This window comes from Pseudonocardia sp. HH130629-09, assembly GCF_001294645.1.
In the GTDB taxonomy this organism is placed as follows: Bacteria; Actinomycetota; Actinomycetes; order Mycobacteriales; family Pseudonocardiaceae; genus Pseudonocardia.
On the sequence record NZ_CP011868.1, the window covers coordinates 72,057 to 98,722 of the forward strand.

General features: G+C 74.0%; 28 protein-coding genes. 22 read left to right on the plus strand and 6 right to left on the minus strand.

Translation table 11 applies throughout. The features are described 5' to 3' along the window. Entirely contained in the window at positions 1-579 is a 579-nt protein-coding gene (locus XF36_RS00300) for a helix-turn-helix domain-containing protein (RefSeq protein WP_060710422.1), read from the minus strand. Between the two features lie 91 nt (positions 580-670). Here XF36_RS00300 and XF36_RS00305 point away from each other — a divergent pair, with 91 nt between their 5' ends. The 4 genes from XF36_RS00305 to XF36_RS32085 all read left to right on the plus strand — a co-directional run bounded on the left by XF36_RS00305 (position 671) and on the right by XF36_RS32085 (position 5,763). Further along, positions 671-1,789: an aryl-sulfate sulfotransferase gene (locus XF36_RS00305; RefSeq protein WP_060710423.1), complete on the plus strand. Its 1,119-nt coding sequence runs from the start codon at positions 671-673 to the stop codon at positions 1,787-1,789. After that, positions 1,786-3,102, plus strand: a complete 1,317-nt coding sequence (locus XF36_RS00310) for a uracil-xanthine permease family protein (protein WP_060710424.1) — start codon at positions 1,786-1,788, stop codon at positions 3,100-3,102. The genes XF36_RS00305 and XF36_RS00310 overlap by 4 nt, the downstream gene beginning before the upstream one ends. 198 nt (positions 3,103-3,300) lie before the next feature. Beyond that, positions 3,301-4,878: an AMP-binding protein gene (locus tag XF36_RS00315; protein WP_060710425.1), complete on the plus strand. Its 1,578-nt coding sequence runs from the start codon at positions 3,301-3,303 to the stop codon at positions 4,876-4,878. A 546-nt stretch (positions 4,879-5,424) separates the two neighbouring features. Further along, complete coding sequence (locus tag XF36_RS32085; protein ID WP_168169442.1) at positions 5,425-5,763, plus strand: transposase; 339 nt, start codon at positions 5,425-5,427, stop codon at positions 5,761-5,763. A gap of 412 nt (positions 5,764-6,175) precedes the next feature. On the opposite strand, the gene XF36_RS00325 is transcribed toward XF36_RS32085, so the two are convergent. Then, positions 6,176-6,613, minus strand: coding sequence for an SMI1/KNR4 family protein (locus XF36_RS00325; RefSeq protein ID WP_060710427.1), 438 nt, complete (start codon positions 6,611-6,613; stop codon positions 6,176-6,178). 734 nt (positions 6,614-7,347) lie between these two features. Between XF36_RS00325 and XF36_RS00335 the strand changes: the two genes are divergently transcribed. Then, positions 7,348-7,791: a VOC family protein gene (locus XF36_RS00335; protein WP_060710429.1), complete on the plus strand. Its 444-nt coding sequence runs from the start codon at positions 7,348-7,350 to the stop codon at positions 7,789-7,791. A gap of 125 nt (positions 7,792-7,916) precedes the next feature. Here XF36_RS00335 and XF36_RS00340 read toward each other — a convergent pair whose 3' ends face one another. Next, positions 7,917-8,876, minus strand: coding sequence for an FAD-dependent oxidoreductase (locus tag XF36_RS00340; protein WP_060710430.1), 960 nt, complete (start codon positions 8,874-8,876; stop codon positions 7,917-7,919). 83 nt (positions 8,877-8,959) lie between these two features. Between XF36_RS00340 and XF36_RS00345 the strand changes: the two genes are divergently transcribed. Further along, positions 8,960-9,394, plus strand: a complete 435-nt coding sequence (locus tag XF36_RS00345; RefSeq protein WP_060710431.1) for a hypothetical protein — start codon at positions 8,960-8,962, stop codon at positions 9,392-9,394. On the opposite strand, the gene XF36_RS00350 is transcribed toward XF36_RS00345, so the two are convergent. Continuing rightward, on the minus strand, positions 9,382-10,014 hold the full coding sequence (locus XF36_RS00350) for a TenA family protein (RefSeq protein WP_060710432.1): 633 nt from the start codon (positions 10,012-10,014) through the stop codon (positions 9,382-9,384). The two genes, XF36_RS00345 and XF36_RS00350, sit on opposite strands and share 13 nt — an antisense overlap. Positions 10,015-10,136: 122 nt before the next feature. Between XF36_RS00350 and gabP the strand changes: the two genes are divergently transcribed. Together gabP and XF36_RS00360 are read left to right on the plus strand one after the other, a co-directional pair. After that, positions 10,137-11,540 (plus strand): GABA permease, encoded by a 1,404-nt coding sequence (gene gabP / locus XF36_RS00355; protein WP_060710433.1) that lies wholly within the window; start codon positions 10,137-10,139, stop codon positions 11,538-11,540. 46 nt (positions 11,541-11,586) lie between these two features. Continuing rightward, complete coding sequence (locus XF36_RS00360) at positions 11,587-12,351, plus strand: GntR family transcriptional regulator (protein WP_060710434.1); 765 nt, start codon at positions 11,587-11,589, stop codon at positions 12,349-12,351. Between the two features lie 114 nt (positions 12,352-12,465). Here XF36_RS00360 and XF36_RS00365 read toward each other — a convergent pair whose 3' ends face one another. Next, positions 12,466-12,978, minus strand: coding sequence for a VOC family protein (locus tag XF36_RS00365; protein WP_060714305.1), 513 nt, complete (start codon positions 12,976-12,978; stop codon positions 12,466-12,468). Between the two features lie 63 nt (positions 12,979-13,041). Beyond that, entirely contained in the window at positions 13,042-13,482 is a 441-nt protein-coding gene (locus XF36_RS00370) for an Lrp/AsnC family transcriptional regulator (protein ID WP_020624976.1), read from the minus strand. 113 nt (positions 13,483-13,595) lie between these two features. Between XF36_RS00370 and ddaH the strand changes: the two genes are divergently transcribed. The 14 genes from ddaH to XF36_RS00435 all read left to right on the plus strand — a co-directional run bounded on the left by ddaH (position 13,596) and on the right by XF36_RS00435 (position 26,643). Further along, positions 13,596-14,396, plus strand: coding sequence for a dimethylargininase (ddaH, locus tag XF36_RS00375; protein ID WP_060710435.1), 801 nt, complete (start codon positions 13,596-13,598; stop codon positions 14,394-14,396). Then, entirely contained in the window at positions 14,393-15,613 is a 1,221-nt protein-coding gene (gene rocD / locus XF36_RS00380; protein ID WP_060710436.1) for an ornithine--oxo-acid transaminase, read from the plus strand. Before ddaH ends, rocD begins: the two co-directional genes overlap by 4 nt. 17 nt (positions 15,614-15,630) lie before the next feature. Then, the gene (locus XF36_RS00385; RefSeq protein ID WP_020624973.1) at positions 15,631-16,365 is read left to right on the plus strand and encodes a phosphoglyceromutase; all 735 of its coding nucleotides are present in this window, start codon (positions 15,631-15,633) and stop codon (positions 16,363-16,365) included. Positions 16,366-16,565: 200 nt separating this feature from the next. Next, positions 16,566-17,828 carry a sensor histidine kinase gene (locus XF36_RS00390; protein WP_060710437.1) on the plus strand — a complete coding sequence of 421 codons (1,263 nt, stop codon included), beginning with the start codon at positions 16,566-16,568 and terminating at the stop codon, positions 17,826-17,828. 1 nt (position 17,829) lies between these two features. Then, complete coding sequence (locus tag XF36_RS00395) at positions 17,830-18,519, plus strand: response regulator transcription factor (protein ID WP_060710438.1); 690 nt, start codon at positions 17,830-17,832, stop codon at positions 18,517-18,519. A 46-nt stretch (positions 18,520-18,565) separates the two neighbouring features. Beyond that, positions 18,566-19,573 carry a Ppx/GppA phosphatase family protein gene (locus tag XF36_RS00400; RefSeq protein WP_060710439.1) on the plus strand — a complete coding sequence of 336 codons (1,008 nt, stop codon included), beginning with the start codon at positions 18,566-18,568 and terminating at the stop codon, positions 19,571-19,573. After that, the gene (locus XF36_RS00405; protein ID WP_145981216.1) at positions 19,573-21,105 is read left to right on the plus strand and encodes a hypothetical protein; all 1,533 of its coding nucleotides are present in this window, start codon (positions 19,573-19,575) and stop codon (positions 21,103-21,105) included. Before XF36_RS00400 ends, XF36_RS00405 begins: the two co-directional genes overlap by 1 nt. Before the next feature lie 32 nt (positions 21,106-21,137). Beyond that, a complete protein-coding gene (locus XF36_RS00410) occupies positions 21,138-21,992 on the plus strand; it encodes a sugar phosphate isomerase/epimerase family protein (RefSeq protein WP_060710441.1) in 855 nt (284 codons plus the stop codon). Between the two features lie 9 nt (positions 21,993-22,001). After that, on the plus strand, positions 22,002-22,847 hold the full coding sequence (locus tag XF36_RS00415) for a thioesterase family protein (protein ID WP_060710442.1): 846 nt from the start codon (positions 22,002-22,004) through the stop codon (positions 22,845-22,847). Between the two features lie 20 nt (positions 22,848-22,867). Then, complete coding sequence (proC, locus tag XF36_RS00420; protein ID WP_020625764.1) at positions 22,868-23,668, plus strand: pyrroline-5-carboxylate reductase; 801 nt, start codon at positions 22,868-22,870, stop codon at positions 23,666-23,668. A gap of 185 nt (positions 23,669-23,853) precedes the next feature. After that, positions 23,854-24,066: a helix-turn-helix domain-containing protein gene (locus tag XF36_RS00425; protein ID WP_020625776.1), complete on the plus strand. Its 213-nt coding sequence runs from the start codon at positions 23,854-23,856 to the stop codon at positions 24,064-24,066. A 210-nt stretch (positions 24,067-24,276) separates the two neighbouring features. Next, on the plus strand, positions 24,277-24,378 hold the full coding sequence (locus XF36_RS29760; RefSeq protein WP_010241351.1) for a 30S ribosomal protein bS22: 102 nt from the start codon (positions 24,277-24,279) through the stop codon (positions 24,376-24,378). 175 nt (positions 24,379-24,553) lie between these two features. After that, a complete protein-coding gene (locus tag XF36_RS00430) occupies positions 24,554-25,600 on the plus strand; it encodes an NAD-dependent epimerase/dehydratase family protein (RefSeq protein ID WP_060710443.1) in 1,047 nt (348 codons plus the stop codon). Between the two features lie 77 nt (positions 25,601-25,677). Further along, positions 25,678-26,643, plus strand: coding sequence for a lysophospholipid acyltransferase family protein (locus XF36_RS00435; protein ID WP_020625774.1), 966 nt, complete (start codon positions 25,678-25,680; stop codon positions 26,641-26,643). Positions 26,644-26,666: the final 23 nt, after the last annotated feature.

Genomic DNA, 26,666 nt, shown 5'->3' on the forward strand with positions numbered 1-26,666 from the left:
TCACAGGCGGTCCGCGGCCCGCGGCGGGCCGGCCGGCAGCGACACCCTGGCCCGATCGTTGATGCCCACGAGCAGCACGGTGGTGTCATCGGTCAGGGCGGTCCAGCGGTGGTCCACACCGGCGGAGCAGTACAACGCGGCGCCGGCGGCGAGCTCGAACTCCTCGTCGCCGGCCCAGACCCGCGCGGTCCCGCGCACGACGTAGAGCAGCTCGTCGTGCGGGTGGCGGAAGGAGTCCCCGGCGCGGCCCGTGCTGCCGGTGAACTCCAGCGCGTGCAGGTGCCGGTCCCCGCGGACGAGGGCGCGGACCCGGCCCGCCCCGTCGGCGATGGCGTTGTCCTCCGGTGCGACGACGTCGACCCGGCCCGCCTCCTCCGCGGCCGAGAGCAGCGCGACGGCGGTGGTGTCCAGGGCCGCGGCCAGTGCCTGCAGCGACCGCATGCTGGGCGCGGCCCTGCCGTTCTCCACCTGCGACAGGAAGGGGACGGACAGGCCGCTGGCCGCGGCCACGTCGGCGAGGGTGGCGCGGCGCTCCCGGCGCAGCGCGCGGACGACGACGCCCACCTGAGGCCCTGACATGTCACACACCTTTCACACACGGGCCTGGTCTCCCGGCCCGGACTGGCTCAAACTTTTGATGTCAAAAGTTTGATTCCTGTGGGAGGTTCTCATGGACCAGCGGACGCTGGCACGGCGACGCACCGGACTGATCGAGCACGATCCGGAGCACGCGTTCCCCGGGTACACCCTGTACACGCCGCTGGCGGCGGGTGGCGCGGAGACCGGCCTGGTGCGGCTGGTGGACATGGCGGGCACCGTCGTTCACGAGTGGCGGCCTCCGTGGCGGGCGGGCAGACACGCGCGGATCCTGCCGAACGGGAACCTGGCGTACAACGGTGTGCATCCCGACGGCCCGGAGCTCTTCCCGTTCTGGGAGAAGTACCGCGGCGGGGTGATGGCCGAGCTCGCCCCCGACGGCACCGTCGTGCGCGAGCACCGCGACCCGCTCGCCCACCACGACGCGCACCACCTCGGCGACGGCCGCGTGCTCTACACGGTGCTGGAGGAGCTCGGGCCGGCCGCCTCGGCGGCGGTCCGCGGGGGCGTCCCCGGCACCGAGCACGCGGGCGCGGTGTACGCCGACGTGATCACCGAGGTCGACGCCGACGGGACCGAGACGTGGCGCTGGCACGCCGCCGAGCACCTCGACCCCGACGAGTACCCGCTCGGGTCGCACTACCCGCGCGAGCACTGGCCCCTGATCAACAGCGTCGTGCCGATGACCGACGGCACCGTGCTCGCCAGCCTGCGGTCGGTCTCCGCGGTGATCGTGATCGACCGGGCCAGCGGGAAGGTCCTGCGCCGGTCGGCGCCCGGGACGGTGTCCCAGCAGCACCACGCCCAGGAGCTCCCGGACGGCAACGTCCTGGTCTTCGACAACGGCGTGTTCCGGCCGGGGGAGAGCGTCCCCTTCAGTACGGTGGTCGAACTGGACCCGGAGCTGCACGAGGTCGTGTGGAGCTGGCGGGACCCGCAGCCCGAGGCGTTCTTCACCCCGTTCATGGGAGCCGTCCAGCGGCTGCCGGGCGGCAACACCCTGATCACCGAGTCCGGGTTCGGCAGGCTGTTCGAGGTGACCGGGGAGGGCAGGGTCTGCTGGGAGTACGTACTGCCCGAGATCGGCACCTACGCCGACGAACGGGTCCGGCGGAACTTCCCCGGGCCGTCGAACGCGTTGTTCCGGGCCTACCGCTACGCCCCCGACGAGCTGCCCTGGCTGGACCGGTGAGCGCGCCGACGGTCGACCCGACCGGGCAGCGGGTGCCGCTGCGGGTGCTGGCGCCGCTGTCCGTGCAGCACCTGCTGGTGATAGTGGCCGGGCCGGTCTCGTCGGCCTTCCTCCTGTCCGCGGCGCTGGAGCTCGACGCCGCCGCCGGGGCCCGCCTGCTCGCCGCGCTGCTGCTGGTGTCGGGGATCGGCACGGCACTGCAGTCCATCGGTCCGTTCGGGATCGGCGCCCGGCTGCCCTTCGTGATGCTGCCCGGTGGGGCGGCGGTGGCCCTGTTCGCGCAGATCGCGCGGGAAGCGGGACCGGCCGCGGCGAGTGGCGCGGTCGTGGTCACCGGGCTGGCCGTCGTCGTGCTGGCGCCGGTGTTCACCCGGCTCATGCGGTTCTTCCCGCCGGTGGTGCTCGGAACGATGATCATCGTCGTCGGCGTCAACCTGGTGAAGATCAACGCTGGGCTCGTGTCGGACACCCCGGCGGGGCCGTCGCCGTGGGCGCTCGCGCTGGTCGCGGTCACGGTGGGCACGATCGTCGTCGCCCATCGGGTCCTGCCCGGTGGCCTGAGCCGGCTCGCGGTCCTGCTCGGCATCCTCGCCGGGGCCGTGGTGGCCGCGGTCGCGGGGCGGATCACCCCGCCGGCGCCCGGTCCGCTGCTGGCGCTGCCCGAGCCGTTCCCGTTCGGCGCGCCGGAGCTCCTGCTGCCCGCGATGGTGCCGCTGCTGTTGTTCTCGATTGGCGCGATGGCCGAGGCGGCCGGGCAGACGGTGCTCACCGCCGAGGCGGTGGACCGGCCGGTGGGCCGGCACGACGTCACCCGGACCGTGCGGGGCGACGGGGTCACCTCGGTGCTCGCCGGGCTCCTCGGGGGACCGCTGATGGTCACCAGCGGCGAGAACATCGGCATCGTCCGGCTGTCGCGGGTGCGCAGCCGGTACGTCACCGTCGGCACGGCCGTGCTGCTCGCGGTGCTGTCGGTGTGTGCCCCGGTCGCTCGCTGGGTCGCGGCCGTGCCGAGCGCGGTGGTCGGCGCCGCGGGGGTGGTGGTCTTCGCGATGGTCGCCGCGCTCGGCGTCGGGATGGTCGCCAGGAGCGGGCTCGGCGACGACCGGGCGCTGATGACGGCGACGCTCGCCCTGGCGGCCGGGCTGCTGCCGGTCCTGATGCCGACGGTCTACCAGGGGCTCCCGGTCACGCTGCGGCTCGTCCTGGGCAGCGGCGTGACGATGGCCGCGCTGGTCGGGGCTCTGGCCCACCAACTGCTGCGTCGCACGGAGCCACGGACGGAGGCACAGGCGGAGCCACGACCGGAGGGGTGAGCAGCGGGGTCACCCGGCCCGACGGGGCGCCCCGCACGGCACCTCGCCACCGGCCGTCCGGTCCGGCAGCGGTCCCGGCCCGTTCCGCGGGACCGGACCGCCCCGGCCGCCGTCGCAGTGCGGTCCTGGCACGGCTGCCCCACATGGGCGATGATCGGCGTCGCCTCTGTTCCGTAGGACCTCGCGAAGGAGCGACCCTTGTCGTTGCGCAGCCCGTACCCGGACGTCGAGATCCCCGACGTCTCGCTCACCGAGTTCTTGTTCGCCGACGGCTTCGGCGACCGGGCGGATGCGCCGGCGATCGTCGACGGCACCACCGGCGACCAGCTGACCTACACCGAGTTCCACGGTCTGGTCGAAAAGATCGCCGGTGGGCTCGCCGCCCGCGGCATCGGAAAGGGCGACGTCGTCGCGCTGTTCGCGCCCAACCTGCCGCAGTGGGCGGCACTGTTCCACGGCATCCTGCGTGCCAACGGGATCGTGACCAGCGCGAACTCGATGTACACCGGCGGCGAGCTGGCCCACCAGCTCAAGGACTCGGGCGCGAAGATGGTGATCACCGTCTCGCCGTTCCTCGACCGCGCCGTGGTGGGGGCGAAGGAGGCCGGGCTGTCCGAGGACGTCGTCCTCACCATCGACGCCACCGAGGGCCACGACTCGCTGCGCGACCTCGTGAGCTCCGGTGCCCCGGCGCCCGAGCTGACGACCTCCGCGACCGACACCGCGGTGCTGCCCTACTCCTCCGGCACCACCGGCCTGGCCAAGGGCGTGGTGCTGACCCACCGCAACCTGGTGGCGAACCTGCTCCAGATCCAGGTCATGGGCAACGTGACCAGCGAGACCAAGATCATGGCGTTCCTGCCGTTCTTCCACATCTACGGCATGACCGTGATGATGAACCAGGGTCTGCACGCGCGCGCCACCGTCGTCACCATGCCGAAGTTCGACCTCGAGCAGTTCCTGACCATCACCCAGGACCTGCAGGTCGACCGGCTCTACATCGCCCCGCCGGTCGCCGTCGCGCTGGCCAAGCACCCGATCGTCGAGAAGTTCGACCTGTCCTGTGTGAAGACGATCTTCTCCGGTGCCGCCCCGCTGGACGGCGAGCTCGGCCGCGCCGTCGCCAAGCGGCTGAACTGCACCGTGCTCCAGGGCTACGGCATGACTGAGCTCTCCCCGGTCAGCCACTGCATGCCCGACGACCGCGGCGACCTCGACCTGAACTCGTCCGGTTTCGCGCTGCCGAACATCGAGTGCAAGCTGGTCGACCCGGAGTCCGGCAAGGAGGTCGGTGTCGGCGAGCGCGGCGAGCTGTGGGTGAAGGGCCCGAACGTGATGGTCGGGTACCTCAACAACGACTCCGCGACCGACGCCACCAAGGATGCCGACGGCTACCTGCACACCGGCGACATCGCCGTCGTCGACGAGGAGGGCGTCTACTCGATCGTCGACCGGGTCAAGGAGCTCATCAAGTACAAGGGCTACCAGGTGCCGCCCGCCGAGCTGGAGGCGCTGCTGCTGACCCACGACAAGATCGCCGACACCGCGGTCATCGGGGTCAAGGACGCCGACGGCGAGGAGGTCCCGAAGGCGTTCGTGGTGAAGCAGTCCTCGGGTGGGGACCTGACCGAGGACGAGGTCATGACCTTCGTCGCGGAGAGGGTCGCGCCGCACAAGAAGGTGCGCGTGGTCGAGTTCATCGACCAGATCCCGAAGTCGGCCGCGGGGAAGATCCTGCGGAAGGACCTGCGGGCCCGGGAGACCGAGAAGGCCTGACCCGCACGACCACCCGGGACGGCGCCGTGACCTGCAGCGATGCGGGGCGGGCGCCGTTCTGGTGTCTGTGGGGGCATGCCGGGCGGTCCGGGGGTGTCCACAACGGTGCAGTCCGGTGTGGACGGAGCAACCGCTGGCCGTTCCGCGGCTCGCGATCCACGCTCTCACGGTGGCCACGCACACCGCGGACGAGATCCTGGGGCTCACGCCACGTGAGGCACGGGCGTGGGCCGGGGCGCTCGGGGTGGCCCGCATCGATGACCAGTCGAGCGAGCCGCAGCCGGGCGCGCGGGGTGAGAGCGGCGTTGGAGTGGGTAGCGTGAGCCACGAAGGCCTCCCTGGGTGGCGGAGCGGTTCCTCGACAGCTCCACTCCACACCCGGGAGGCCTTCACCCGTCTACAGATCAGACCATGTCGTCACACGATCTCGACCAACGTGCCCGGGCATCACACCTAGACGCTGAGCTGGCCGACAACCATGCCGCGCTGACCGCAGCACTCACCGATCAGGCCCCGGCGCTTCTCGCCGTCCACGGTCTCGGACCCGTGGTCGCTGCGACCGTTCTGCAGGCGTGGTCGCACCACGGCCGGATGCACTCGGAGGCGGCGTTCGCCGCGTCGGCCGGAGTCGCGCCGCTGCAGGCCTCCTCGGGCAACACCCGTCGCCACCGGCTCAACGGAGGCGGCGATCGCCGCCTCGACCGGGCCCTCTACACCGTCGCCCTGACCAGGCTCGGACACGACCCACGCACCCGCGCCTACCACGCTCGCCGGGCCGCGGAAGGCGCCACCAGACGCGAGATCATCCGCGTCATCAAGCGCTACATCAGCCGCGAACTCTTCCGGCTCCTCAACGCGACCCAGTTACGCGCGCGGACGGCTTGACAGTCATAGAAGCATCTCACTGTCACCGCCCCCGGCGACCCGGAGGGCCCGCAGCTGCTGCTCGCGCCCGATGTGCACCCGGCCGTGAAGACCTACAAGTCGGCGCTGGTCGAGGACGGCATCCCGCTGTCGGCTTCGAGGTCGACGACGTGCAGGCCGAGGTGGACCGGCTCGTCTCGGAGCACGCCACGACCGTCGTCCAACGACCTACCCCCGCCGGCGAGGTGACGATTGCGGTCGTGGACGACACGTGCGGGAACCTGATCCAGTTGTTCTCCTACCGACCGCCGTGATCCGGCACGTCGAGAAGTACCTGAGTGCTGTCGAGGGCCGCCCGGACAGCGCTCATGTACTGATCGACGTCGTCCGGGCGGTCGGGGCAGCGGGCGACCACTTCCCCGAGGGCGCTGGGTCAGCGGCGGTACCAGTCGTCGCCGTCGCCGCCCGCCCGGCGGATGAGGTAGTCCCGCAGTGATCCGGCGACCCGGTGGTGCGAGTCGGTCTCGTGGTCCCACACGACCACCTCCGGGCGGTTCGGCAGTGCCGGGAACCCGAACAGGTCCCCCCCGCCGTTGTCGGCGAAGAAGATCATCAGGTCGAAGGGCCGGTAGAGCTCGGCGAGGCCGGGGTCGCGGCGCAGGGCCAGGTTGTCGTCGACGATCTGCCGGGCCGGATGGACCAGGGCGGCGCCGTGGCTGCCGTGCAGCCCGTCGGTCTCGAGGAGCAGCGCCCGCAGGTCCGGGGGCACCTCGTGGCCCAGCTCGGTGCCGATGGCATCGACGTCGTCCGGGGAGGCCGGCCGGGCAGGCTCGACGACGTCGAACAGCCGCTGCGCCAGCTCGATCCACACCCGGCGACCGTACCGGTGCGACGGGGCGGGTCAGCGGCCCGCGGTCTCCTCCGGGGTCTCGCCGACGGCGCGGGTGCAGGCCGCCCGGAACCGCCGGGCCGGACGAAGCCCCACCGGCCCGCGATGCGCTCCACCGCCGTCGCGTCGCCCGTCGCGCACAGGTCGTCGCGCACGCCGTGGAGCCGGGCGCGCCACAGCACGGTGGCCGGGTCGGTCCCGGCCCGGCGCGGCCCGGCCAGCACGGTCCGGGCCGGGGCCCCGGTCAGCCGGGCCAGCTCCGTCGGGTCGACGGGACGGTGCGCGTGCGCGCGCAGGTGCTCGGTGACGCCGCGGACCAGGCGGGCGGGCAGTGCCGGGGTGCGGGCCGGCCCGCGGCGGGTGACCTCGTCGAGCACGGTGTTCGGGAACGTCTCCAGGAACCGGGACGCCAGCAGCCCGAACGCCTCGTCCAGCGCGACGGACCCGTCCAGCAGCATCGGGTTGCCGAGCACTCGGTCCCGCACGTGCACCACGGTGGCGGCTCAGCGGCGCGCGTGTTCCTCGGTCAGCGGGGTGATCCCGGTCAGCCGCACCCGGTCGGTCGTGACGCCGTGCACCTGCCCCGGGAGGCTGACCGTTCACTCGCCCTCCACCGGTGCACCGGGTGATCGGAAGCGGAGAGCTACCCCGTGACCGGGCATCGGCGCGACTCGCGCGGCCGCGGAACCGTCGGGGTCCGGCCGTAGCCTCCACCCATGGCGACTCCCTGGACGATCACCGTCGACTGTGCCGACGCACACCTGCTCGCGGAGTTCTGGAGTGCTGCGCTCGGCTACGCCCCCGCCCCGCCACCGACCGGGTTCGCGACCTGGGAGGCGTGGCTGGTCCACCACGAGGTGCCCGCCGACGAGTGGGGCGACGTCGCCGCGATCAGCGACCCGGAGGGCGCGGGCCCGCGGATGTCGTTCCTGCGGGTCGGCGAGCCCCGCACGGTGAAGAACCGGCTGCACCTGGACCTGCAGGTCTCCGGGGGCCGGCACCTGCCGGACGAGCTGCGCGGCGAGCGGCTGGGCGCGGAGGCGCGGCGGCTCTGTGCGCTGGGCGCGCGGGTCGTCGAGGAGCACCTGTCCCCAGGTTCTCCACATGTGGACCACCTGTGGATGGCGGACCCGGAGGGCAACGACTTCTGCATCGTGTGAGCCACGGTCGTCACCGGGGCGGGTTCGGGCGCCGGGGCAGCCACCGCGCCGCGGTTCGCCGCGGCCTGCCCGTCGACGGCGGGTCGTCCGCGTCGAACGGGCGTCCGCGGACGGCCGGACCGGGGTCAGGCGGCGTCGGCGAGATCCGCGACGTCGTCGGCGCAGCCCCAGGACAGGGTGATGCCGGAGCCGCCGTGCCCGTAGTCGTGGATCACCCGCGGGCGGGTCGCGGTGGCGGGCTCGGCCTCCAGCCGCACCTCGGGGCGGGCCGGGCGCAGGCCCGCGAGATGCTCCAGGACCTCGGCGTCGCGCGGGGCCGGGACGATGTCGCGGCAGCGCCGCAGGATCGCCTCGCCCGCGGCCGGGTCGGGTGTCGCGTCCCAGACGCCGTCGTCGAGGGTGCCGCCGAGGACGCAGTCGTCCGCGCGGGGGTGCACGTACGCGCGGCCGCCGGGGTGCGCCTCGTCGCGGACCGACATCGTCAGCCCGGGGTTGGTGACGCGCACGATCTGCCCGCGCACCGGGGTCACCGTGGTGTCGCCGACCAGGGTGCGCGCGCCCAGCCCGGAACAGTGCACGACGAGGTCGGCGTCCCGCCCTGCCTCGTCGAGCGCGGTGACGCGGCGGCGTTCCAGGACGATCCCGCGCCGCCCCGCCTCGGCAGCCAGCCATGGCAGGTGCACCGGCATCTCGACCAGCGGCACCGCGAAGCGCAGGCCGTGGGCGTAGCCGGGCGGCAGCTCGTCGGGCCGGGCCGGGCGGACGTCGCCGACGGCGTCGGCCCACCACTGCGGCTCCGGCGCCGCCCGATAGAGGGTCAGCGACTCCCGCATCACGACGCCGGGGACGCCGTCGGCCGCCTGACGGGCCAGCTCGGCGAAGGTGCGCCGTCCCCAGTCGAGGACCTTGTCCCGCGGCCCGGCCCGGGTCGGGAACCACACGGCCGCGGCCAGGTGCGACGTCGACGCCTTCACCGGCACGTCGGCCAGCACCCGGACCGACCAGCCCCGCTCCCGCAGCCGGAGCGCGCAGCTCAGGCCCGCGATCCCGGCGCCGACCACCACGGCCCGTCGGTTGGCTCCCATGCCGGCGATCCTCGCAGCCGCTCGCCCCGGATCGTCATCCGGACGTCGACGCCCGGTCACCCCCGGCGCGCAGACTCGGCCCGGTGAGCGCACCGCTGCTGACCGGACCGGCCCTGGCCCACCGGGTCGCACTCGTCCTCGCCGTCCCGCTGCAGGCCGCGCTCGGCGCCCGGCCGGTCGACGACGCCGACCCGGCCGCCGGGGTCGCGTTCGAGATCGGTGAGCTCGCCGACGGTGGCGCGGGCGGTGCGCACGCCGGTGCGCTGGCCGTCGGGCTGGAGGTGGGCGCGTTGCTCGCCGTCCTGCCGCACCTCACCGAGGCCGAGCACGCGGTGTCGGTGTCCACCGCGGTCACGCTGCCCGCTCAGGCCCCGCGGGGCGGGGAGGTCGCGTTCCGCGGAACGCTCGACCGGCGCACCGGCCGGTCCGCGTTCACCTCGGTGACCGCCGTCTGCGCCGGCGTCGTCGTCGCCAGGGCGCAGATCGTGAAGGCCGTCGTCAGGGTTCAGCCGGCGTAGGCGGCGTCGAAGAACGCCAGTTCCAGGTCGACCGCGCGCACGAACAGCGCCGCGACCCGCTCGCGGTGGGCGGGGTCGAGCCGGTCGGCGGCACGGTCGAGCTCGTCGCGCAGGAACGCGACCCACTCCTCGAACTCGACACCGCGGTGCAGCTCGATCCACTCGCGGGAGATCCGGTCGTCGGGGGTTGTCGCGCCCGGCCGGGTCGCCCAGTCCAGGTACAGCCACTCGGCGACGACCAGCACGGCCAGGCTCTCGGCGTACCCGGCGTCGCGCGCCTCGCCCATCAGGTCGACGAACCCGACGGTCGGCGCGGCCCGCTCCGGTTCGGCGTTCCCGTCGAGCTCACCGAGCGAGCGCTCGAAGTAGTCGTTCTCCGGGCCCGCGACCAGCCCCAGCTGACGGGCCAGCCGGACCCGCGGGCCGGACCGGTCGGCCGTCGCGACGGCGGCGCCGAGCAGCGCGAGGAACGAGTCGACGAACTGCAGGTCCTGCTCCAGGTAGTGCCGGAGCACACCGCGGTCCAGGGCGCCGGACCACAGCTCCTCGACGAACCGGTGCCCCACCGCCGCGTCCCAGGTCGCGGCCGTCGACTCCCGCAGCTGCGCGCTGAATCCCATGCCGCCCAGGCTAGGCGCCGCCCCCGGAGACCCACCGGGGTGTGACAACGGGCGACGCCCGGGTGACCATTGCGCATCGCACCGGCCACCGCCGGCTGTGGCACCGAGGAGGGGGAGGCGCCATGACGGAGACCACGCACCGGCCGGAGACCGGTGGCGAGCTGAGGGCGGGGCTGCGCGACCGGCACGTCACCATGATCAGCATCGCCGGGGTGATCGGCGCCGGGTTGTTCATCGGCTCCGGCAGCGCGATCGCCACCGCGGGCCCCGCGGTGCTGCTGGCCTACCTCTTCGCCGGGACGCTGGTCGTGCTGGTGATGCGGATGCTCGGCGAGATGGCGGCCGCGCAGCCGGACTCCGGCTCGTTCTCCACCTATGCCGACCGGGCGATCGGGCCGTGGGCCGGGTTCACCGTCGGCTGGCTGTACTGGTGGTTCTGGGTCCTCGTCATCCCGGTCGAGGCGACGGCTGCCGCACTCATCCTCAACTCGTGGCTGCCCGGGGTGCCGCAGTGGGGCTGGGCGCTGGCCGTCACCGTGCTGCTGACGGTGACCAACCTGTTCTCCGTCGCCAACTACGGCGAGTTCGAGTTCTGGTTCGCCCTGCTCAAGGTGGTCGCGATCATCGCGTTCATCGTCGTCGGGGTGCTCGCGGTGCTGGGCCTGCTGCCCGGGTTCGTCGGCGACGACTCGTCGGTGTCGGGGCTGTCCCGGCTGGTGTCCGAGGGCGGGTTCCTGCCGAACGGGCCGGGCGCGGTGGTCGCCGCGGTGCTGGTGACGATGTTCAGCTTCATGGGCACCGAGATCGTCACGATCGCGGCGGCGGAGTCCGGCGACCCGGCGCGCGGGATCGGCCGGGCCACCCGCTCGGTGATCTGGCGGATCGCGGTGTTCTACCTGGCCTCGATCCTGCTCGTGGTCGCGATCGTGCCGTGGAACGACCCGCGGCTGCCCGCGGTCGGGTCCTACCAGGCGGCGCTGGAGGCGCTGGACGTGCCGTCGGCCAAGCTCATCGTCGACGTGGTGGTGCTCGTCGCCGTCGCGAGCTGCCTGAACTCGGCGCTGTACACCGCCTCGCGGATGCTGTTCTCGCTCGGCCGCCGCGGGCAGGCCCCCGGCCTGGTCAACCGGACCACCTCGCAGGGTGTGCCGCGGTTCGCGGTGCTCGGGTCGACGCTGGTCGGGTTCGTCGCGGTGATCGCGAACTACGCCTTCCCCGAGGAGGTCTTCAAGACCCTGCTCGCGACCTCCGGTGCGATCGCGCTGTTGGTCTACCTGGTCATCGCGGTGTCCCAGCTGCGGATGCGCCGGGTCCTGGAGCGCGACGGCGTCGCGATGCCGGTGCGGATGTGGGCCTACCCGGTGCTCACCTGGGCGGTGATCGTCGTGATCCCGGTGGTGCTCGTCTACATGGCCGCCCGCGAGGGCTCGCGCTTCGAACTGGGCATGACCGGGCTCATCGCGGCCGTCGTCGTGGGTGTCGGCGTGCTGCTCACCCGGCGTCACACGCGGGCCGCCGTGCGGTGAGCCCGCGGCGCTCGCCTACGGTGATCACGCGCGAAGGGGGTGGGCGATGACGGCGCGAGCACTGGTCCGCAACGGCGCGATGCCGCTGTGGCAGCAGCTGCTGGCGGACCTGCGCCGCCGGCTGTCCGACGGCGAGTTCGACGAGGCACTGCCCGGCGAGTTCGCGCTGGCCGCCGACTACGCGGTCAGCAGGCACACCGTGCGGGAGGCGCTGCGCCGGCTGCGGGAGGACGGCGCCGTCGTCGCCGGGCGGGGGCGGGTCGCCCGCCCGACGGTGCGCTCGGAGATCGAGCAGCCGCTCGACGAGCCGTACTCGCTCTACGTGGCGGTCGAGTCGGCCGGGCGCACCCAGCGCAGCGTGGTGCGGACCTTCGAGGTCCGCGCGGACGGCGTGGTCGCTGCCCGGTTGGGGCTGGAGGAGTCCACGCCGCTGGTGCACCTGGAGCGGCTGCGGCTCGCCGACGCCGAGCCGCTCGCCGTCGATCGGGTGTGGCTGCCCGAGGAGCTGGCGGCGCCCCTGCTCGACGTCGACTTCACCCACACCGGCATCTACCCCGAGTACCGGCGCCGCTGCGGGATCCGTGTCGACGGGGGCATGGAGAACATCCGGGCGGTGCTGCCCGGGCGCGGCGAGCGGGAGCTGCTCGGCATCGACGAGGGCGTCGCCGCGCTGTCGATCGAGCGGCTCGGCCTGTCCGCCGGGCGTCCCGTGGAGTGGCGGCACACCCTGGTCCGCGGCGACCGGTTCTCGGTCACCGCCCAGTTCTCGGCCCGCTCGGGCTACCGGGTGGACCTCAACGAGCCGAACTGACCGGGGCGCCTCGGACCGGGGCCGGAACGCCGCACTCGGAACCGGATCGCCGCGGGCCGGGATCGGAACGCCGCACGCCGGAACCGGAGTGACTCGGGCCGGGGTCGGAGGGCCTCAGGCCGGGACCGAGACGCCGATCCCGCCGCGGGTGTCCGCGCCGTAGCGGGCGATCTCGGCCGCGAGGTCGAGCGGCTCGATGCGCATGTCGTGGTCGTCGGCGCCGTCGACCAGGGCGGCCGGGACCAGCCAGCAGACCTCGAACTCCAGCCCGTCGGGGTCCCGCGCGTAGAGCGCCTTGGTGGTGCCGTGGTCCGAGGCGCCGACCAGTGCCCCGGCCGCCTGGAGCTGCTCGCCGACCCTGGCGAGCTCGCCGAGCGTGTCGACCTCCCACGCCAGGTGGTAGAGCCCGACGGTGCCGCGGCCCGCCTGCGAGGCCCCGGCCTGCGCGCCGATCCCGAACAGGGCCAGGTCGTGGTCGTTGGTCGACCCCTCGGCCTGCAGGAACGCGCCACGGCCACCGGGGAGCTCGACGACGGGGCGGAAGCCGAGCGTGTCGCGGTAGAAGTCGACGCTGCGTGCGACGTCGCGGACGTAGAGGACGGCGTGGTTGAGGCGCTGGACGGGCATCCCGGTCTCCATCGAACGAAGTTGAACTCTCAACTCTTACGGTACGCCCGTGCCCCGGCGAGTTCAACGGGTGACCAGCCACGTGAGGACGACGGCCGAGCGGGTGTGGTCGACGTTCGCTGCCAGTCGCAGCCGTTCCAGGGCGTCTTCCAGGGACTGCACGTCGCGCGAGCGCAGCAGGACCAGTGCGTCGGCCTCCCCGGTGACCGTGCCCGCCGTGACGACCTCGGGCACTGCGGAGAGCATCCGCTGCAGCTCGGCCGGCGCGACCGTGCCGCGGCAGAACAGCTCGACGTAGGCCGCCACGCCCGGGGTCCGCTCGGCGTCCGGGTCCACCTGCACGGTGAAGCCCTGCACCACGCCGCGGGCGGTCAGCCGGTCCACCCGCCGCCGCACCGCCGACGCCGACAGGCCCACTCGCCCGCCCAGGTCCGCCCAGCTCGCCCGGCCGTCGACCCGCAGGAGGTCCAGCAGTCTGCGGTCGATCGCGTCGATCCCGTCCACGACGCCGGATGCTAGCCCGGCACGCCCGGATCCGGCTAAGAACCGATGCAGCACGCGCGGATCGTGCGCTTCATGCCGGGAAGCGCACGGGGTGTGCGCGCCATGCTGTGCACATGACCTCTGTGCTGATGTGCCGCCCCGAGCACTTCACGGTGAGCTACCGGATCAACCCCTGGATGCGTCCGGAGCAGGCGACCGACACCCGGCTCGCGCTGGCCCAGTGGGAGACCCTGCACGCGGTCTACCTGGACCTCGGGTTCGACGTCCGGCTCGTCGACCCGCTGCCCGGGTACCCGGACATGGTCTACGCCGCCAACGGCGGCACCGTGATCGACGGGATCGCGCTGACCGCCCGGTTCCGGCACACCGAGCGCGCCGCCGAGGGGCCCGCGTTCGGCGCCTGGTTCCGCGCCGCCGGGTTCGCCGTGCACGAGGCCCGCCACGTCAACGAGGGCGAGGGCGACCTGCTGCTCGTCGGCGACACCGTCTACGCCGGCACCGGGTTCCGCACCGACCCGCGTGCGCACGCCGAGGCCGCGGAGGTGTTCGGCCGCGAGGTCGTGTCCCTGCAGCTCGTCGACCCGCGCTACTACCACCTCGACACGGCGTTCGCGGTGCTCGACCCGGCCGGCGGGCCGGGCGCGGTCGCCTACCTCCCGGCGGCCTTCGACGACGCCTCCCAGGAGGTGCTGCGGTTCCGCTTCCCGGACGCGGTGATCGTCTCCGACGAGGACGCGTCGGTGCTGGGTCTGAACTGCTTCTCCGACGGCCGCACCGTCGTCCACGCGCCGCAGGCCGAGAAGTTCGCCGCCGACCTCGCCGAGCGCGGGTTCGGCACCGTCGGCGTCGACACCTCGGAGCTGCGCCGCGGCGGTGGCGGGATCAAGTGTGCCACGCTGGAGCTGCGGTCGTGACCGCCGTGGTCCCGGGCACCGACCGGCAGATCGCCCTCGCCGAGGAGTTCGGCACGGCGAACTACGCGCCGTTGCCGGTGGTGCTGTCCCACGGCGACGGCGCCTGGGTCACCGACGTCGACGGCGTCCGCTACCTCGACGCGCTCGCCGGCTACTCCGCGCTCAACTTCGGGCACTGCCACCCCGCGCTCACCGCGGCCGCGCACGCCCAGCTGGACACGCTGACCCTGACCGCGCGGGCTTTCCACAACGACCGCCTGCCCGGGTTCCAGCGCGACCTCGCCGCCCTGACCGGCACCGAGGCCGTGCTGCCGATGAACACCGGGGCCGAGGCCGTCGAGTCCGCGGTCAAGGTCGCCCGCGCCTGGGGCTACCGGGTGAAGGGCGTGGCACCGGGGGCGGCCCGGATCGTCGTCGCCGCGGGGAACTTCCACGGCCGCACGACGACGGTGGTCTCCTTCTCCGACGACCCGGTCGCCCGCGACGACTTCGGCCCGTTCACCCCCGGCTTCGACCGCGTCCCCTACGGCGACGCCGATGCGCTCGCCGCCGCGCTCACCGACGACACCGTCGCGGTGCTGCTCGAACCGGTGCAGGGCGAGGCCGGGGTCCTCGTGCCGCCGCCGGGCTACCTGCGCACGGTCCGCGAGCTCACCGAGCGGCGGGGCGTACTGTTGGTCTGCGACGAGATCCAGTCCGGGCTCGGCCGGGCCGGGGCGACGCTGTGCACCGACCTGTCCGGGGTGCGCGCCGACCTCTACACCCTCGGCAAGGCGCTCGGCGGCGGGATCGTGCCGGTCAGCGCCGTCGTCGGGCGGCGCGACGTGCTGGGCGTGCTACGCCCCGGCGAGCACGGCTCCACCTTCGGCGGCAACCCGCTCGCCGCCGCCGTCGGGTCCGCGGTGTGCGCACTGCTGGCGACGGGGGAGTACCAGGCCCGGGCCCGCGAGCTCGGTGCGCACCTGGACACGCGGCTGCGCGCGCTGCCCGGGATCACCGCCGTGCGCGGGGTGGGGCTGTGGTTCGGCGTCGACGTCGACCCGCGGATCGGCACCGGCCGCGACGTGTGCGTCGCGCTCGCCCGGCGCGGGGTGCTGGCCAAGGAGACCCACGGCGTGACGGTGCGGCTGTCCCCGCCGCTGGTGGTCACCCACGACGAGGTCGACGTGCTGGTGGACACGTTCGGGGACGTGCTCGGAGACCTTTCCCGCGGGTAGGTGGCAGGCTGTCAGCCATGCCGACCCTCGTACTGCTGCGTCACGGTCAGAGCGACTGGAACGCGAAGAACCTGTTCACCGGCTGGGTGGACGTGCCGCTCTCCTCCCAGGGCGAGGCCGAGGCCCGCCGCGGCGGCGAGCTGCTGGCCGAGGCGGGCGTCGCGCCGGACGTCGTGCACACCTCCCTGCTGCGTCGTGCCATCTCCACCGCGAACATCGCCCTCGACGCCGCCGACCGGCACTGGATCCCGGTCAGGCGCGACTGGCGCCTCAACGAGCGCCACTACGGCGCCCTGCAGGGCAAGGACAAGAAGCAGACCCTGGAGCAGTACGGCGAGGAGCAGTTCATGCTCTGGCGCCGCTCCTACGACACCCCGCCGCCGCCCATCGAGAAGGGCTCGGAGTTCTCCCAGGACGCCGATCCGCGCTACGCCGGTGTCGACGCGCCGTTGACCGAGTGCCTGGCCGACGTCGTCGACCGGTTCCTGCCGTACTGGACCGAGGCCGTGGTGCCGGACCTGCGCGACGGGAAGGTCGTGCTGCTCGCCGCGCACGGGAACTCGCTGCGCGCGCTGGTGAAGTACCTCGACGGGATCTCCGACGCCGACATCGCCGGTCTCAACATCCCCACCGGCATCCCGCTCGTCTACGACCTCGACGACGACCTGGCGCCGACGAACCCCGGCGGGCGCTACCTCGACCCGGCCGCGGCGCAGGAGGCCATCGCCGGGGTGGCGAACCAGGGCCGCTGACCCCACCCCACCCCGTCGTGCTCCCAGGGGCACCCTCGCGGCGCTCTCAGCCTCGAAAGTGACCCTGGGGACCTCGGGGCGGGGTTCGCTGAACCCACGGTGAACGGGGACCGAACAGTGTCGCGCGGAGGGGTCGCGGGCGTCACCATCCGGTGTCCGGCGCTGGTCAGGGGGTACCCCCGGCTGCCTACCATGCACCCGTGACCACGCTCGCGTGGCTGATCTCGGCCCTCGCCCTGCTCCTCGGTCTCGCGGCCGGGGTGGCACTGGCGCGACGGTCGTCGCACGGCCGGACCAGCCCCGGCACCGGCCGCCCTCCGGCGGACCCCGTCGCCGTCGACGGCCCCACCCTCGGCGAGCTGCTGCACCGCACGTTCCGGCAGTCGAGCTCCGGGCTCGCCGTCGTCGGGGCCGGGGGCGAGGTGCTCCTGCACAACCGGCGGGCCGCCGCGCTCGGCGCCGTCACCGGCGAGCGGCTCGACCCGCGCGCGCTCGCCGCCTGCCGACGGGTGCAGGGCGGGGACCGGCTGCTCGCCTCCGGCGACTACACCGTCGACCTCTCGCCGCTGGACCGCACGCCCCGCGGCCCGGTCGCGGTGCAGGCCCGGATCCGCTCCCTCGGCGACGGCTTCGCGCTCGTCGAGGCCGTCGACACCTCCGAGGTTGCCCGGCTGGAGGCGACCCGACGTGACTTCGTCGCCAACGTCTCGCACGAGCTCAAGACCCCCGTCGGCGCGGTCGCGCTGCTGGCCGAGGCCCTGCTCGACAGCCTCGACGGCCTGGAGCGCGCCGACGGCGGCGAGCCCGACCCGGACGCGGTCGGCGAGGTCCGCCGGTTCGGCGACAAGCTGCTGCGCGAGGCGACCCGGATGGGCAACCTGGTCTCGGAGCTGATCGCCCTGTCCCGGCTCACCGGTGCCGAACGGCTGCCCGCGCTGGCCGCCGTCGACGTCGACGAGGTCGTCTCCGAGGCGCTGGCCCGCAGCCGCAACTCCGCCGAGTCGCACGCCGTCGAGATCACCGCCGACGAGAACTCGGGGCTGGTCGTCGACGGCGACCGCACGCTGCTCGTCACCGCGCTGACGAACCTGCTGGAGAACGCGATCGCCTACTCCGCGGCGGACTCGTCGGTGTCGGTGAGCCGGCGCGCGGTCGACGGCTCGATCGAGATCGCCGTGACCGACCGCGGCATCGGCATCGCCCCCGAGCACCAGCAGCGGGTCTTCGAGCGCTTCTTCCGGGTCGACCCGGCCCGCTCGCGGGCCACCGGCGGCACCGGGCTCGGCCTGGCGATCGTCAAGCACGTCTGCGCCAACCACGGTGGCGAGGTGCGGCTGTGGAGCCGCCCCGGCACCGGATCGACCTTCACCATGCGCCTGCCCGCCCGGATGGGCATCGGCGGCGCCCCGCACGGTGAGGCTGCCGTCGGCAGCTCCCCCCAGACCGCCGGAACCGGAGGATGAGATGACCAGGGTGCTGATCGTCGAGGACGAGGAGTCCTTCGCCGACCCGCTCGCGTTCATGCTGCGCAAGGAGGGGTTCACCACCGCCGTCGCGGCCAACGGCAACGACGCGCTGAGCGAGTTCGACCGCAACGGTGCCGACATCGTGCTGCTGGACCTGATGCTGCCCGGCATGAGCGGCACCGACGTCTGCAAGGCGCTGCGCTCCCGCTCCGCCGTGCCGGTGATCATGGTGACCGCCCGGGACAGCGAGATCGACAAGGTGGTCGGGCTGGAGCTCGGCGCCGACGACTACGTCACCAAGCCCTACTCGGCGCGCGAGCTCATCGCCCGCGTCCGCGCGGTGCTGCGCCGCGGCGGCGAGGCCGGCGGCGAGGCCGAGGGCGGCACCGGTGTCCTGGAGGCCGGCCCGGTGCGGATGGACGTCGAGCGGCACGTCGTGTCGGTCAACGGCGACGAGGTCGCGCTCCCGCTCAAGGAGTTCGACCTGCTGGAGTACCTGCTGCGCAACGTCGGACGGGTGCTCACCCGGGCCCAGCTGATCGACCGGGTGTGGGGCGCGGACTACGTCGGCGACACCAAGACCCTCGACGTGCACGTCAAGCGGCTGCGGTCCAAGGTCGAGGGCGACCCCTCGGCGCCCAAGCACCTGGTCACGGTGCGCGGGCTCGGCTACAAGTTCGACATGTGAGCCAGGGGTTGCCCGACGGTCGATAACGGCTCGGTAACCTGACCGGGTGCGCCTGGCCGTTCTCGACGTGGGGTCCAACACCGTCCATCTGCTGGTGGTGGACGCCCACCGGGGTGCCCATCCGAAGCCCATGTCGTCGGAGAAGGACCAGCTGCGTCTGGCCGAGCATCTCGACCGCAAGGGCGCGCTGAGCCGCGACGGGGTGAAGGCGCTGCTGGAGAGCGTGCACCGGGCCCGGGACACCGCCCGGGCCGCCGGCTGCGACGACCTCCTGGCGTTCGCCACCTCCGCGCTGCGCGACGCGACGAACTCCGCCGAGGTGCTCGCCCGGGTGCAGCGCGAGACCGGGGTGGCGCTGGAGGTCCTGCCCGGCGAGGACGAGGCCCGCTGGACCTTCCTCGCCGTCCGCCGCTGGTGCGGCTGGTCGGCCGGGCGGCTGCTCGTGCTCGACATCGGCGGCGGCTCGCTGGAGCTGGCCGTCGGTCGGGACGAGACCCCCGACGTCGCCGCGTCGGCGCCGCTCGGCGCGGGGCGGCTGACCCGCGACGCGTTCACCTCCGACCCGCCGTCGCGGGCGGAGGTCGCCGCGCTGACCGAACGGGTCCGCGACGAGATCGCCCCCATCGCCGGACGGCTGCGTGCCGCGGGCCGCCCGGACCGGGCCGTGGGCACCTCCAAGACCTTCCGGACGCTGGCCCGGCTGGCCGGCGCCGCGCCGTCCAGCGCCGGGCCGGGGGCCCGCCGTACGCTGACCGCGCAGGGCCTGCGCCAGCTGTCGGCGTTCATCCCCCGGATGTCGGGTCCCGACCTCGCCGAGCTCGACGGCGTGAGCGCCAGCCGGGCGCATCAGCTCGTCGCCGGAGCGGTCGTCGCCCAGGCGGCGATGGACGCCCTCGGCGTGACCGAACTCGAGATCTGTCCGTGGGCGTTGCGCGAGGGAGTGATCCTCCGGCGCTTCGACATGTTCGATGGGACGAACGGGGACGACCGCTCGGCGCAGACATCCCCGGGCGGGCTTGGACCCTTGACAACGCACAGGGCACGGTGGTCGTGATGAGTGTGGACAGCGGAGAGCCTCGCCAGCGGACGGTCGCGGAGCTCCTGGCCGCCAACGGCGGCCAGCAGCCCGGACGACGCCGCCGTCGTCGCGCCGCGGAGGACGACGAGGGCCCCGGTGCCCCGTCGTCCGCGGCACCCGCGCGGACCGACGTGGCGGCCCCGCCGCGACGCCCGGCGGCCGCCGACCGTGTCCGCCCGCCCGAGGGCGCGGGTGGGTTCGCCCCGCGCGGCGGCGACGGTCCGCCGCCCCTCGACCACCCCTCGTTCCCGCCCGCGCGCCGCCCCGACCCCTCCGAGGGCTCGACCGGGCGCGCGCCGGAGCCGTTCGTGCCGAACGGCAACGCGCCGAACGGCGGTGCCGCCCACGGTGGCGCTCCGAACGGCGGCGCCCCGCACGGCAGTCCTGTGAACGGCGGCGGCCCGAACGGCAGCGGCCCGAACGGGGCCGCGGCCTTCGGCGGCGCCCCGCCCCGCAGGCCACAGGGCCCGCCCCCCGGGCAGTGGGCCGCGGGCCCCGGGCCGGCCACGCAGGCCCGTCCGTTCGCCCCCGAGCCGCAGGGCCCACCGAACGGCCGCGACGACGGCCCCGCCACCCAGGACTGGGGACCCCGCGGCGACGCCCCGCGCCCGTCCGGTCCGTACGGCCCCCCGCCCGGCACGGCCGACGGCGTCGCCGACGAGATCCCGACCAGCCGGCTCGGCGCCCGCCGCCCGGCCCCCACGGCCGACGACGACGGTGGCCCGCCCACCCAGTTCGGCGCCCCGCCGCTGGACGACGAGCACGACGGTCCCACCGGACGTGCGCGTCCGGCCGACGCGGGCCCGCCCACCGGCGCCTACGACCCGTTCGCCGACGACTACGACGACCGGCAGGGCTACGGCGACCAGCAGGACTACGCCGTCCGGCAGGGCTACGACGACCGGGGCTACGACGTCCGGCAGGGCTATCAGGACCGGGACCAGGGCTACGGCGACCGGGACCGGGGCTACGACGCCGACCCCCGCTACGACGGCCGGCACGGCCCCGCCGGGTACGACGACGGGCCCGGCTCCGCCGACGGCGGTCGCACCGGTGTGATGGCCCCCGAGCGCCCGCAGGACGACCGCGACCACGACGGCTACGAGGATCACGGCGAGCTCGCCGCTGGCGCGGTCGAGGACGACGAGCCCCCGCGCCGCCGCTCCGGGCGCCGCGACGCCGTCACCGACAGCGGTGCGCAGCCGCCCGCGGGCCTCGACGACGAGGCTCCGGCCGGTGCGGCGGGGACCGGCCAGGCCTGGGCGGTCGTCATCGCCCAGTGGATCGGCGGCGCCGTCGCCGGTGCGGCGATCTGGGTGCTGTTCCGCTTCCTGTGGACCTCGCTGCCGATCGTCGCGCTGTCGCTCGCGGTCGTGCTGACCGTCGGGCTGGTGCTCGGTGTGCGGGCCCTGCTGCGCAACGACGACCTGAAGACCACGTTGTTCGCGGTTCTCGTCGGACTGCTGCTGACCGTGTCCCCGGCGATCCTGGTGTTGCTGGACCGGTAACGATGAGCGACGGCGCGACGACTCCACGTTTCGTGACACCGTCGCGCCCGCCCGTCGCCGACCCGACCGGGTCGGCACCCGTCGCGCTGTCCACGGCCTCGGTCTACCCGGAGGGCGTCGCCGCCGGGTTCGAGATCGCCGCCGAGCTGGGCTACGACGGCGTCGAGCTCATGATCTGGACCGACCCGGTCAGCCAGGACCCGCGAGCGGTCGAGCGTCTCGCCCACCGACACGGGGTGCCGATCCTCGCGGTGCATGCGCCCTGTCTGGCCGTCACCCAGCGGGTCTGGGGCGCCGACCCGGTGCACCGGCTGCGGCGCACCGTCGAGGTCGCCGCCCGGCTGGGCGCGCGCACCGTGGTGGTGCACCCGCCGTTCCGCTGGCAGCGCCGCTACGCCGGGGTCTTCGCCGACGAGGTCGCCCGCGCCCACGAGGTCCACGACGTCACGCTGCCGGTGGAGAACATGTTCCCGGTGACCCGCGGCGCGATCAGCACCGTGCCCTACGCGCTGGGCCACGACCCGACGGAGATCGGGTTCGGCGCGTACACCCTGGACCTGTCGCACACCGCCGCGGCCGGGGTCGACGCGCTCGACCTCGCCGAGCGGATGGGCGACCGGCTCACCCACCTGCACCTCACCGACGGCTCCGGCGCCCCGCGCGACGAGCACCTGGTCCCCGGCCGCGGGACGCAGCCGTGCGCCGAGGTGTGCGAGCGCCTGGCCGACTCCCGGTTCGCCGCGGACGGCGGCACCGTCGTGCTGGAGGTGTCGACCCGGCGCTGCCGGACCCGCCAGGAACGCACCGGCCTGCTCGCCGAGTCGCTGCTGTTCGCCCGGCTGCACCTCACGCCGACGATGTCCGCCATCGCTCCTACCCGTGGGTAACATGCTCGCATGAGCAGTACGACGGTCCGGCCGTTCGCCGACGCGCACGACATCGAGCACCTCGGGGACGGCCGGTTCCGCGCCCGGCTCGACGGGACCTGGGCGATCGGGGACAAGGCGTTCGGCGGCCTGCTGATGGTGCTCATGGCCAAGTCCGGGCTGGCCCGCCTCGCGGCCGACGAGGCACCCGCACCCGACCCGCTCGCCGTCGCCGTGGACTTCCTGCGCGCGCCGGACCTGGGGCCGGTCGAGATCACGACCGACCCGCTCAAGATCGGGCGGACGGTGTCCACGGTCGCCGTCCGACTGCACCAGCAGGGCCGGCTCATGCTGCACTCCACGGTCACCGCCGGTGTGCTCCCGACCGACGCCCCGCGCCTGGACGACGGCTCCGCGCTCGCCGTCGAACCGGACCCGGACGCGCTCGACCCGGCCTCGGCCGAGGGTGGCGCGCGCGGCCTCGCCGCCGCCTGCGAGCTGCGCTACCCGCGCGGTGCCCTGCCGTTCCTGCGCGGCGAGACCGGGCCGCCGGAGATGGCCGGCTGGGTCCGCCCGCGCGGGGAGGAGCCCGACGTGCTGTTCGCGCTGATGTCCGGCGACATCCTGCCCCCGACCGTGTTCAACCTCGGCGGCTCCCTCGGCTGGGCGCCGACGGTGCAGCTCACCGCGCTGCTGCGGGGCCGCCCGGCTCCGGGCTGGCTGCGGGTCGAGTCCCGCTCCTGCGCCGTGGCGAGCCCGTCGGTCGGTGGTGGGGTGTCGAGCGCGCAGTTCGACGAGGACGTCACCGTCGTCGACGCGCACGGCCGCACCGTCTGCCAGGCCCGCCAGCTCGCCCTGGCCCCACAGGCCGGCTGAGGGGTTCCTACGCTCCTCCCATGACGAGGATCGCGGTACTGGGTGGGGGACGGATCGGCGAGGCGCTGCTCGGCGGGCTGCTGGCGGCCGGGCGGGACGCCGGTGACCTGGTGGTGGCCGAGCGGTCCCCGGCCCGGGCGCAGGAGCTGACCGCGTCGCTGGGGGTGACCGCGGCCCCGGTCGACGAGGCGGTGCGCGGGGCCGGGACGGTGGTCGTCGCGGTCAAGCCGCAGGACGTCGTCACGCTGCTCGGTGAGGTCGCCGGAGTGCTGGAGCCGGGCGCGCTCGTCGTGTCCCTGTGCGCGGGCCTGCCGACCTCGCTGTTCGAGGGCGCCCTGCCCGAGGGCACGCCGGTCGTGCGCGTCATGCCGAACACCCCGATGCTGCTGGGCGCGGCGATGTGCGCGATCTCCCCGGGCGCGCACGCAACGCCCGCGCACCTCGACGAGACCGAGACGCTGCTGTCCACCGTCGGTGCGGTGCTGCGCCTGGACGAGGCGAAGCAGGACGCCGCGACAGCCCTGTCCGGCTCCGGGCCCGCGTACTTCTTCCTCGTCGCCGAGGCGATGATCGAGGCCGGGGTCCGGCTGGGCCTGACCCGCCCGGACGCGACCGAGCTGACCGTGCAGACCGCGCTCGGCGCCGCGCGGATGCTGCGCGAGACCGGCGAGCACCCCGCGGTGCTGCGGGAGAACGTCACCTCGCCCGCCGGGACCACGGCCGCCGCCCTGCGCGAGCTGGAGCGGCACGGGCTGCGCGCGGCACTGGCCGACGCGGTCACCGCAGCGTACGACCGCTCGGTGGCGCTCGGTCGCGGCTGACCGGACCAGCGGTACCTCGTTCAGCGCATCGTGTGACGGAAAGTCACTCGGACGCGCCGTGCCATAGCACGATCGAGCCCGCCTCTGGCGGACCGATCGTCACATCCGCCCCGGTAGACTGCATCTGCATCCCCCACCACCGGGCGAACCGGGGAACCCCTCTCGGGGGAGGAAGGCGGTGCCCCATGGCGGCGGAACGACCCGAGCCCCTGCGGTCGTCCCAGGTCCAGTTCCTGACGGTGGCCGAGGTCGCGTCGATGATGCGCGTCTCCAAGATGACCGTGTACCGGCTCGTCCACTCGGGCGAGCTGCCCGCTGCGCGGGTCGGTCGCTCGTTCCGTGTGCCGCAGCGCGCGGTGGAGGACTACCTGCGCAACGCCTACTTCGACGCGGGCTGATCCCCGGTGGGGTGACGGCCGGTACGCCCGGGTAGACTGGTGAACCGGCTGCCGACCCCCACCGGTCGCATCGCGTCGTCGCCCGCTCCGGCGGGCGTCGCCCGGCCCGCGCCTCGTGTCCACGTGCACGGATCGTGCGGGCGGCCCACTCCGAGGTCACCCGGTGGAGCGGTCGCTGACGATCTGCGTCGACACAGGAGGAGCACCCACATGGGCTCGGTCATCAAGAAGCGCCGCAAGCGGATGTCGAAGAAGAAGCACCGCAAGCTGCTGCGCAAGACCCGGGTGCAGCGCCGCAAGCTCGGCAAGTGACTCGCGCACCGGCCGCGTGCCCGCCCTCCGACGGGTGCGCGGCCGGTGTCGTTGTGGCGGTCCGTACCCCGGTCGGACGCGTCGCGCACCTCACGTGTCCGCGTACCTGCCCGGTGTGACGGGGCGGGTCTACGATCGGACGATCTCGCGTCAGCCCCCGGTGAACGGAGCGCCCATGGACCGGCCGACCCCGAACGTCGTGCTGGTCACCGGGGTCAGCGGCTTCCTCGGCGGGCACCTCGCGGCCCGGCTGGCGGCCGACCCGTCCATCGACCGGGTGCTCGGTGTGGACACCGTCCCGCCGCCCCGGGACCTGCTGAAGCGGATGGGCCGCGCCGAGTTCGTGCGCGCCGACATCCGCAACCCGCTCATCGCGAAGGTCATCTCCTCCGGAGGCGTCGACACGGTCGTGCACGCGTCGCTCTCGGCCAGCCCCGCATCGTCGGGCGGCCGCGCGACGATGAAGGAGATGAACGTCATCGGCACGATGCAGCTCCTCGCCGCGTGCCAGAAGGCGCCGAGCGTCCGCCGCGTCGTGCTCAAGTCGACGACCGCGGTCTACGGCTCCAGCCCGCGCGACCCCGCCGTGTTCGACGAGGCCATCGGGGCCAAGGACCTGCCGTCGGGCGGGTACGCCAAGGACGCCGCCGAGATCGAGGGCTACCTGCGCGGGTTCAGCCGTCGCCGCCCGGACGTCACCACCACGGTCCTGCGGTTCGCCAACTTCATCGGCCCGCGGATGGACACCGTGCTGTCGCGCTACTTCGCGCTGCCGGTCGTCCCCACCGTGCTGGGCTACGACGCGCGGATCCAGCTACTGCACGAGGAGGACGGCCTCGCCGTGCTGGAGCGTGCCGCCACCCACGAGCTGCCGGGTGTGTTCAACGTCGCCGCGCACGGAGTGCTGATGCTGTCCCAGGCCATCCGCCGTGCCGGCAAGATCGCCGTCCCGGTGCCGAGCGGTGCGGTCGGGCCGGTCAGCCGGGTGCTGCGGGGCGCGCGCGTCGTGGACTTCTCCCCGGAGCAGATGCGCTTCCTCAACTTCGGCCGGGTCGTGGACCTCACCCGGCTGATCAACGACTTCGGCTTCGAACCACGGTGGACCACCACCCAGGCGTTCGACGACTTCGTGCGCGGCAAGGCGCTGGCGCCGGTCCTCGGCCCGGAACGGATCGCCTCCATCGAACGGGGCGTGCTCGGCCTGGCCCGGGCGCTGCGGTGACGGGCCGGGACGGCGGCATGCGGGCACACGAGCAGGGCCGGCCGGGCGGCCGCGGTGGCACGAGGAAGGGCGACGGCATGGCCGAGGCGCGGGTGATCCCGATCCGGGGCAACCGGGGGCCTGCCCGGCCTGCGCGGGCGGAGGAGCCGTCACGACCCGCGCCGGTCCCCTCCGCGGCCGAGCCCGAGGAGACCGAGGGCCCGGCCTGGGAGGCCGCGCTGGAGCAGGTCCTGGAGTTCCTACGCCGCAGGCTCGCGGGCGACTACCCGATCGACGAGTTCGGCTTCGACCGCGAGCTCACCGACGCGATGGTGCTGCCCGCCCTGCGCCCGCTCTACAAGCGCTGGTTCCGGGTCGAGACCATCGGCACCCACCACATCCCCGAGACCGGTGGCGCGCTGATCGTCGCCAACCACTCCGGGACGCTGCCGCTCGACGCGGTCATGACCACCGTCGCGGTGCACGACGACCACCCGTCGCACCGGCACCTGCGGCTGCTCGGCGCCGACCTCATGTTCACCATGCCGGTGTCCGGCTCGCTGGCCCGCAAGGCCGGCGCGACGCTGGCCTGCAACCCCGACGCCGAGCGGCTCATGACCTCCGGCGAGCTCGTCGGGGTGTTCCCCGAGGGGTTCAAGGGCATCGGCAAGCCGTTCCGGGACCGCTACAAGCTGCAGCGGTTCGGCCGCGGCGGGTTCGTCTCCGCCGCGCTGCGGACCGGGGTCCCGATCATCCCGTGCTCGATCGTCGGCGCCGAGGAGATCTACCCCAAGATCGGTGACCTGGCGCCGCTGGCCCGGCTGTTCGGCGCGCCGTACTTCCCGGTCACGCCGACCTTCCCGCTGCTCGGCCCGGCGGGGCTGATCCCGCTGCCGTCGAAGTGGTACATCGAGTTCGGCGAGCCGATCCGCACCGACGACCACGCGCCGTCCGACGCCGACGACCCGATGCTCGTGTTCAACCTGACCGACCAGGTCCGGGAGACGATCCAGCACACGCTGTACCGGCTGCTGTCCCAGCGCCGCAACGTCTTCCTGGGATGATCCGACGGCCGGACCCGCTGCGG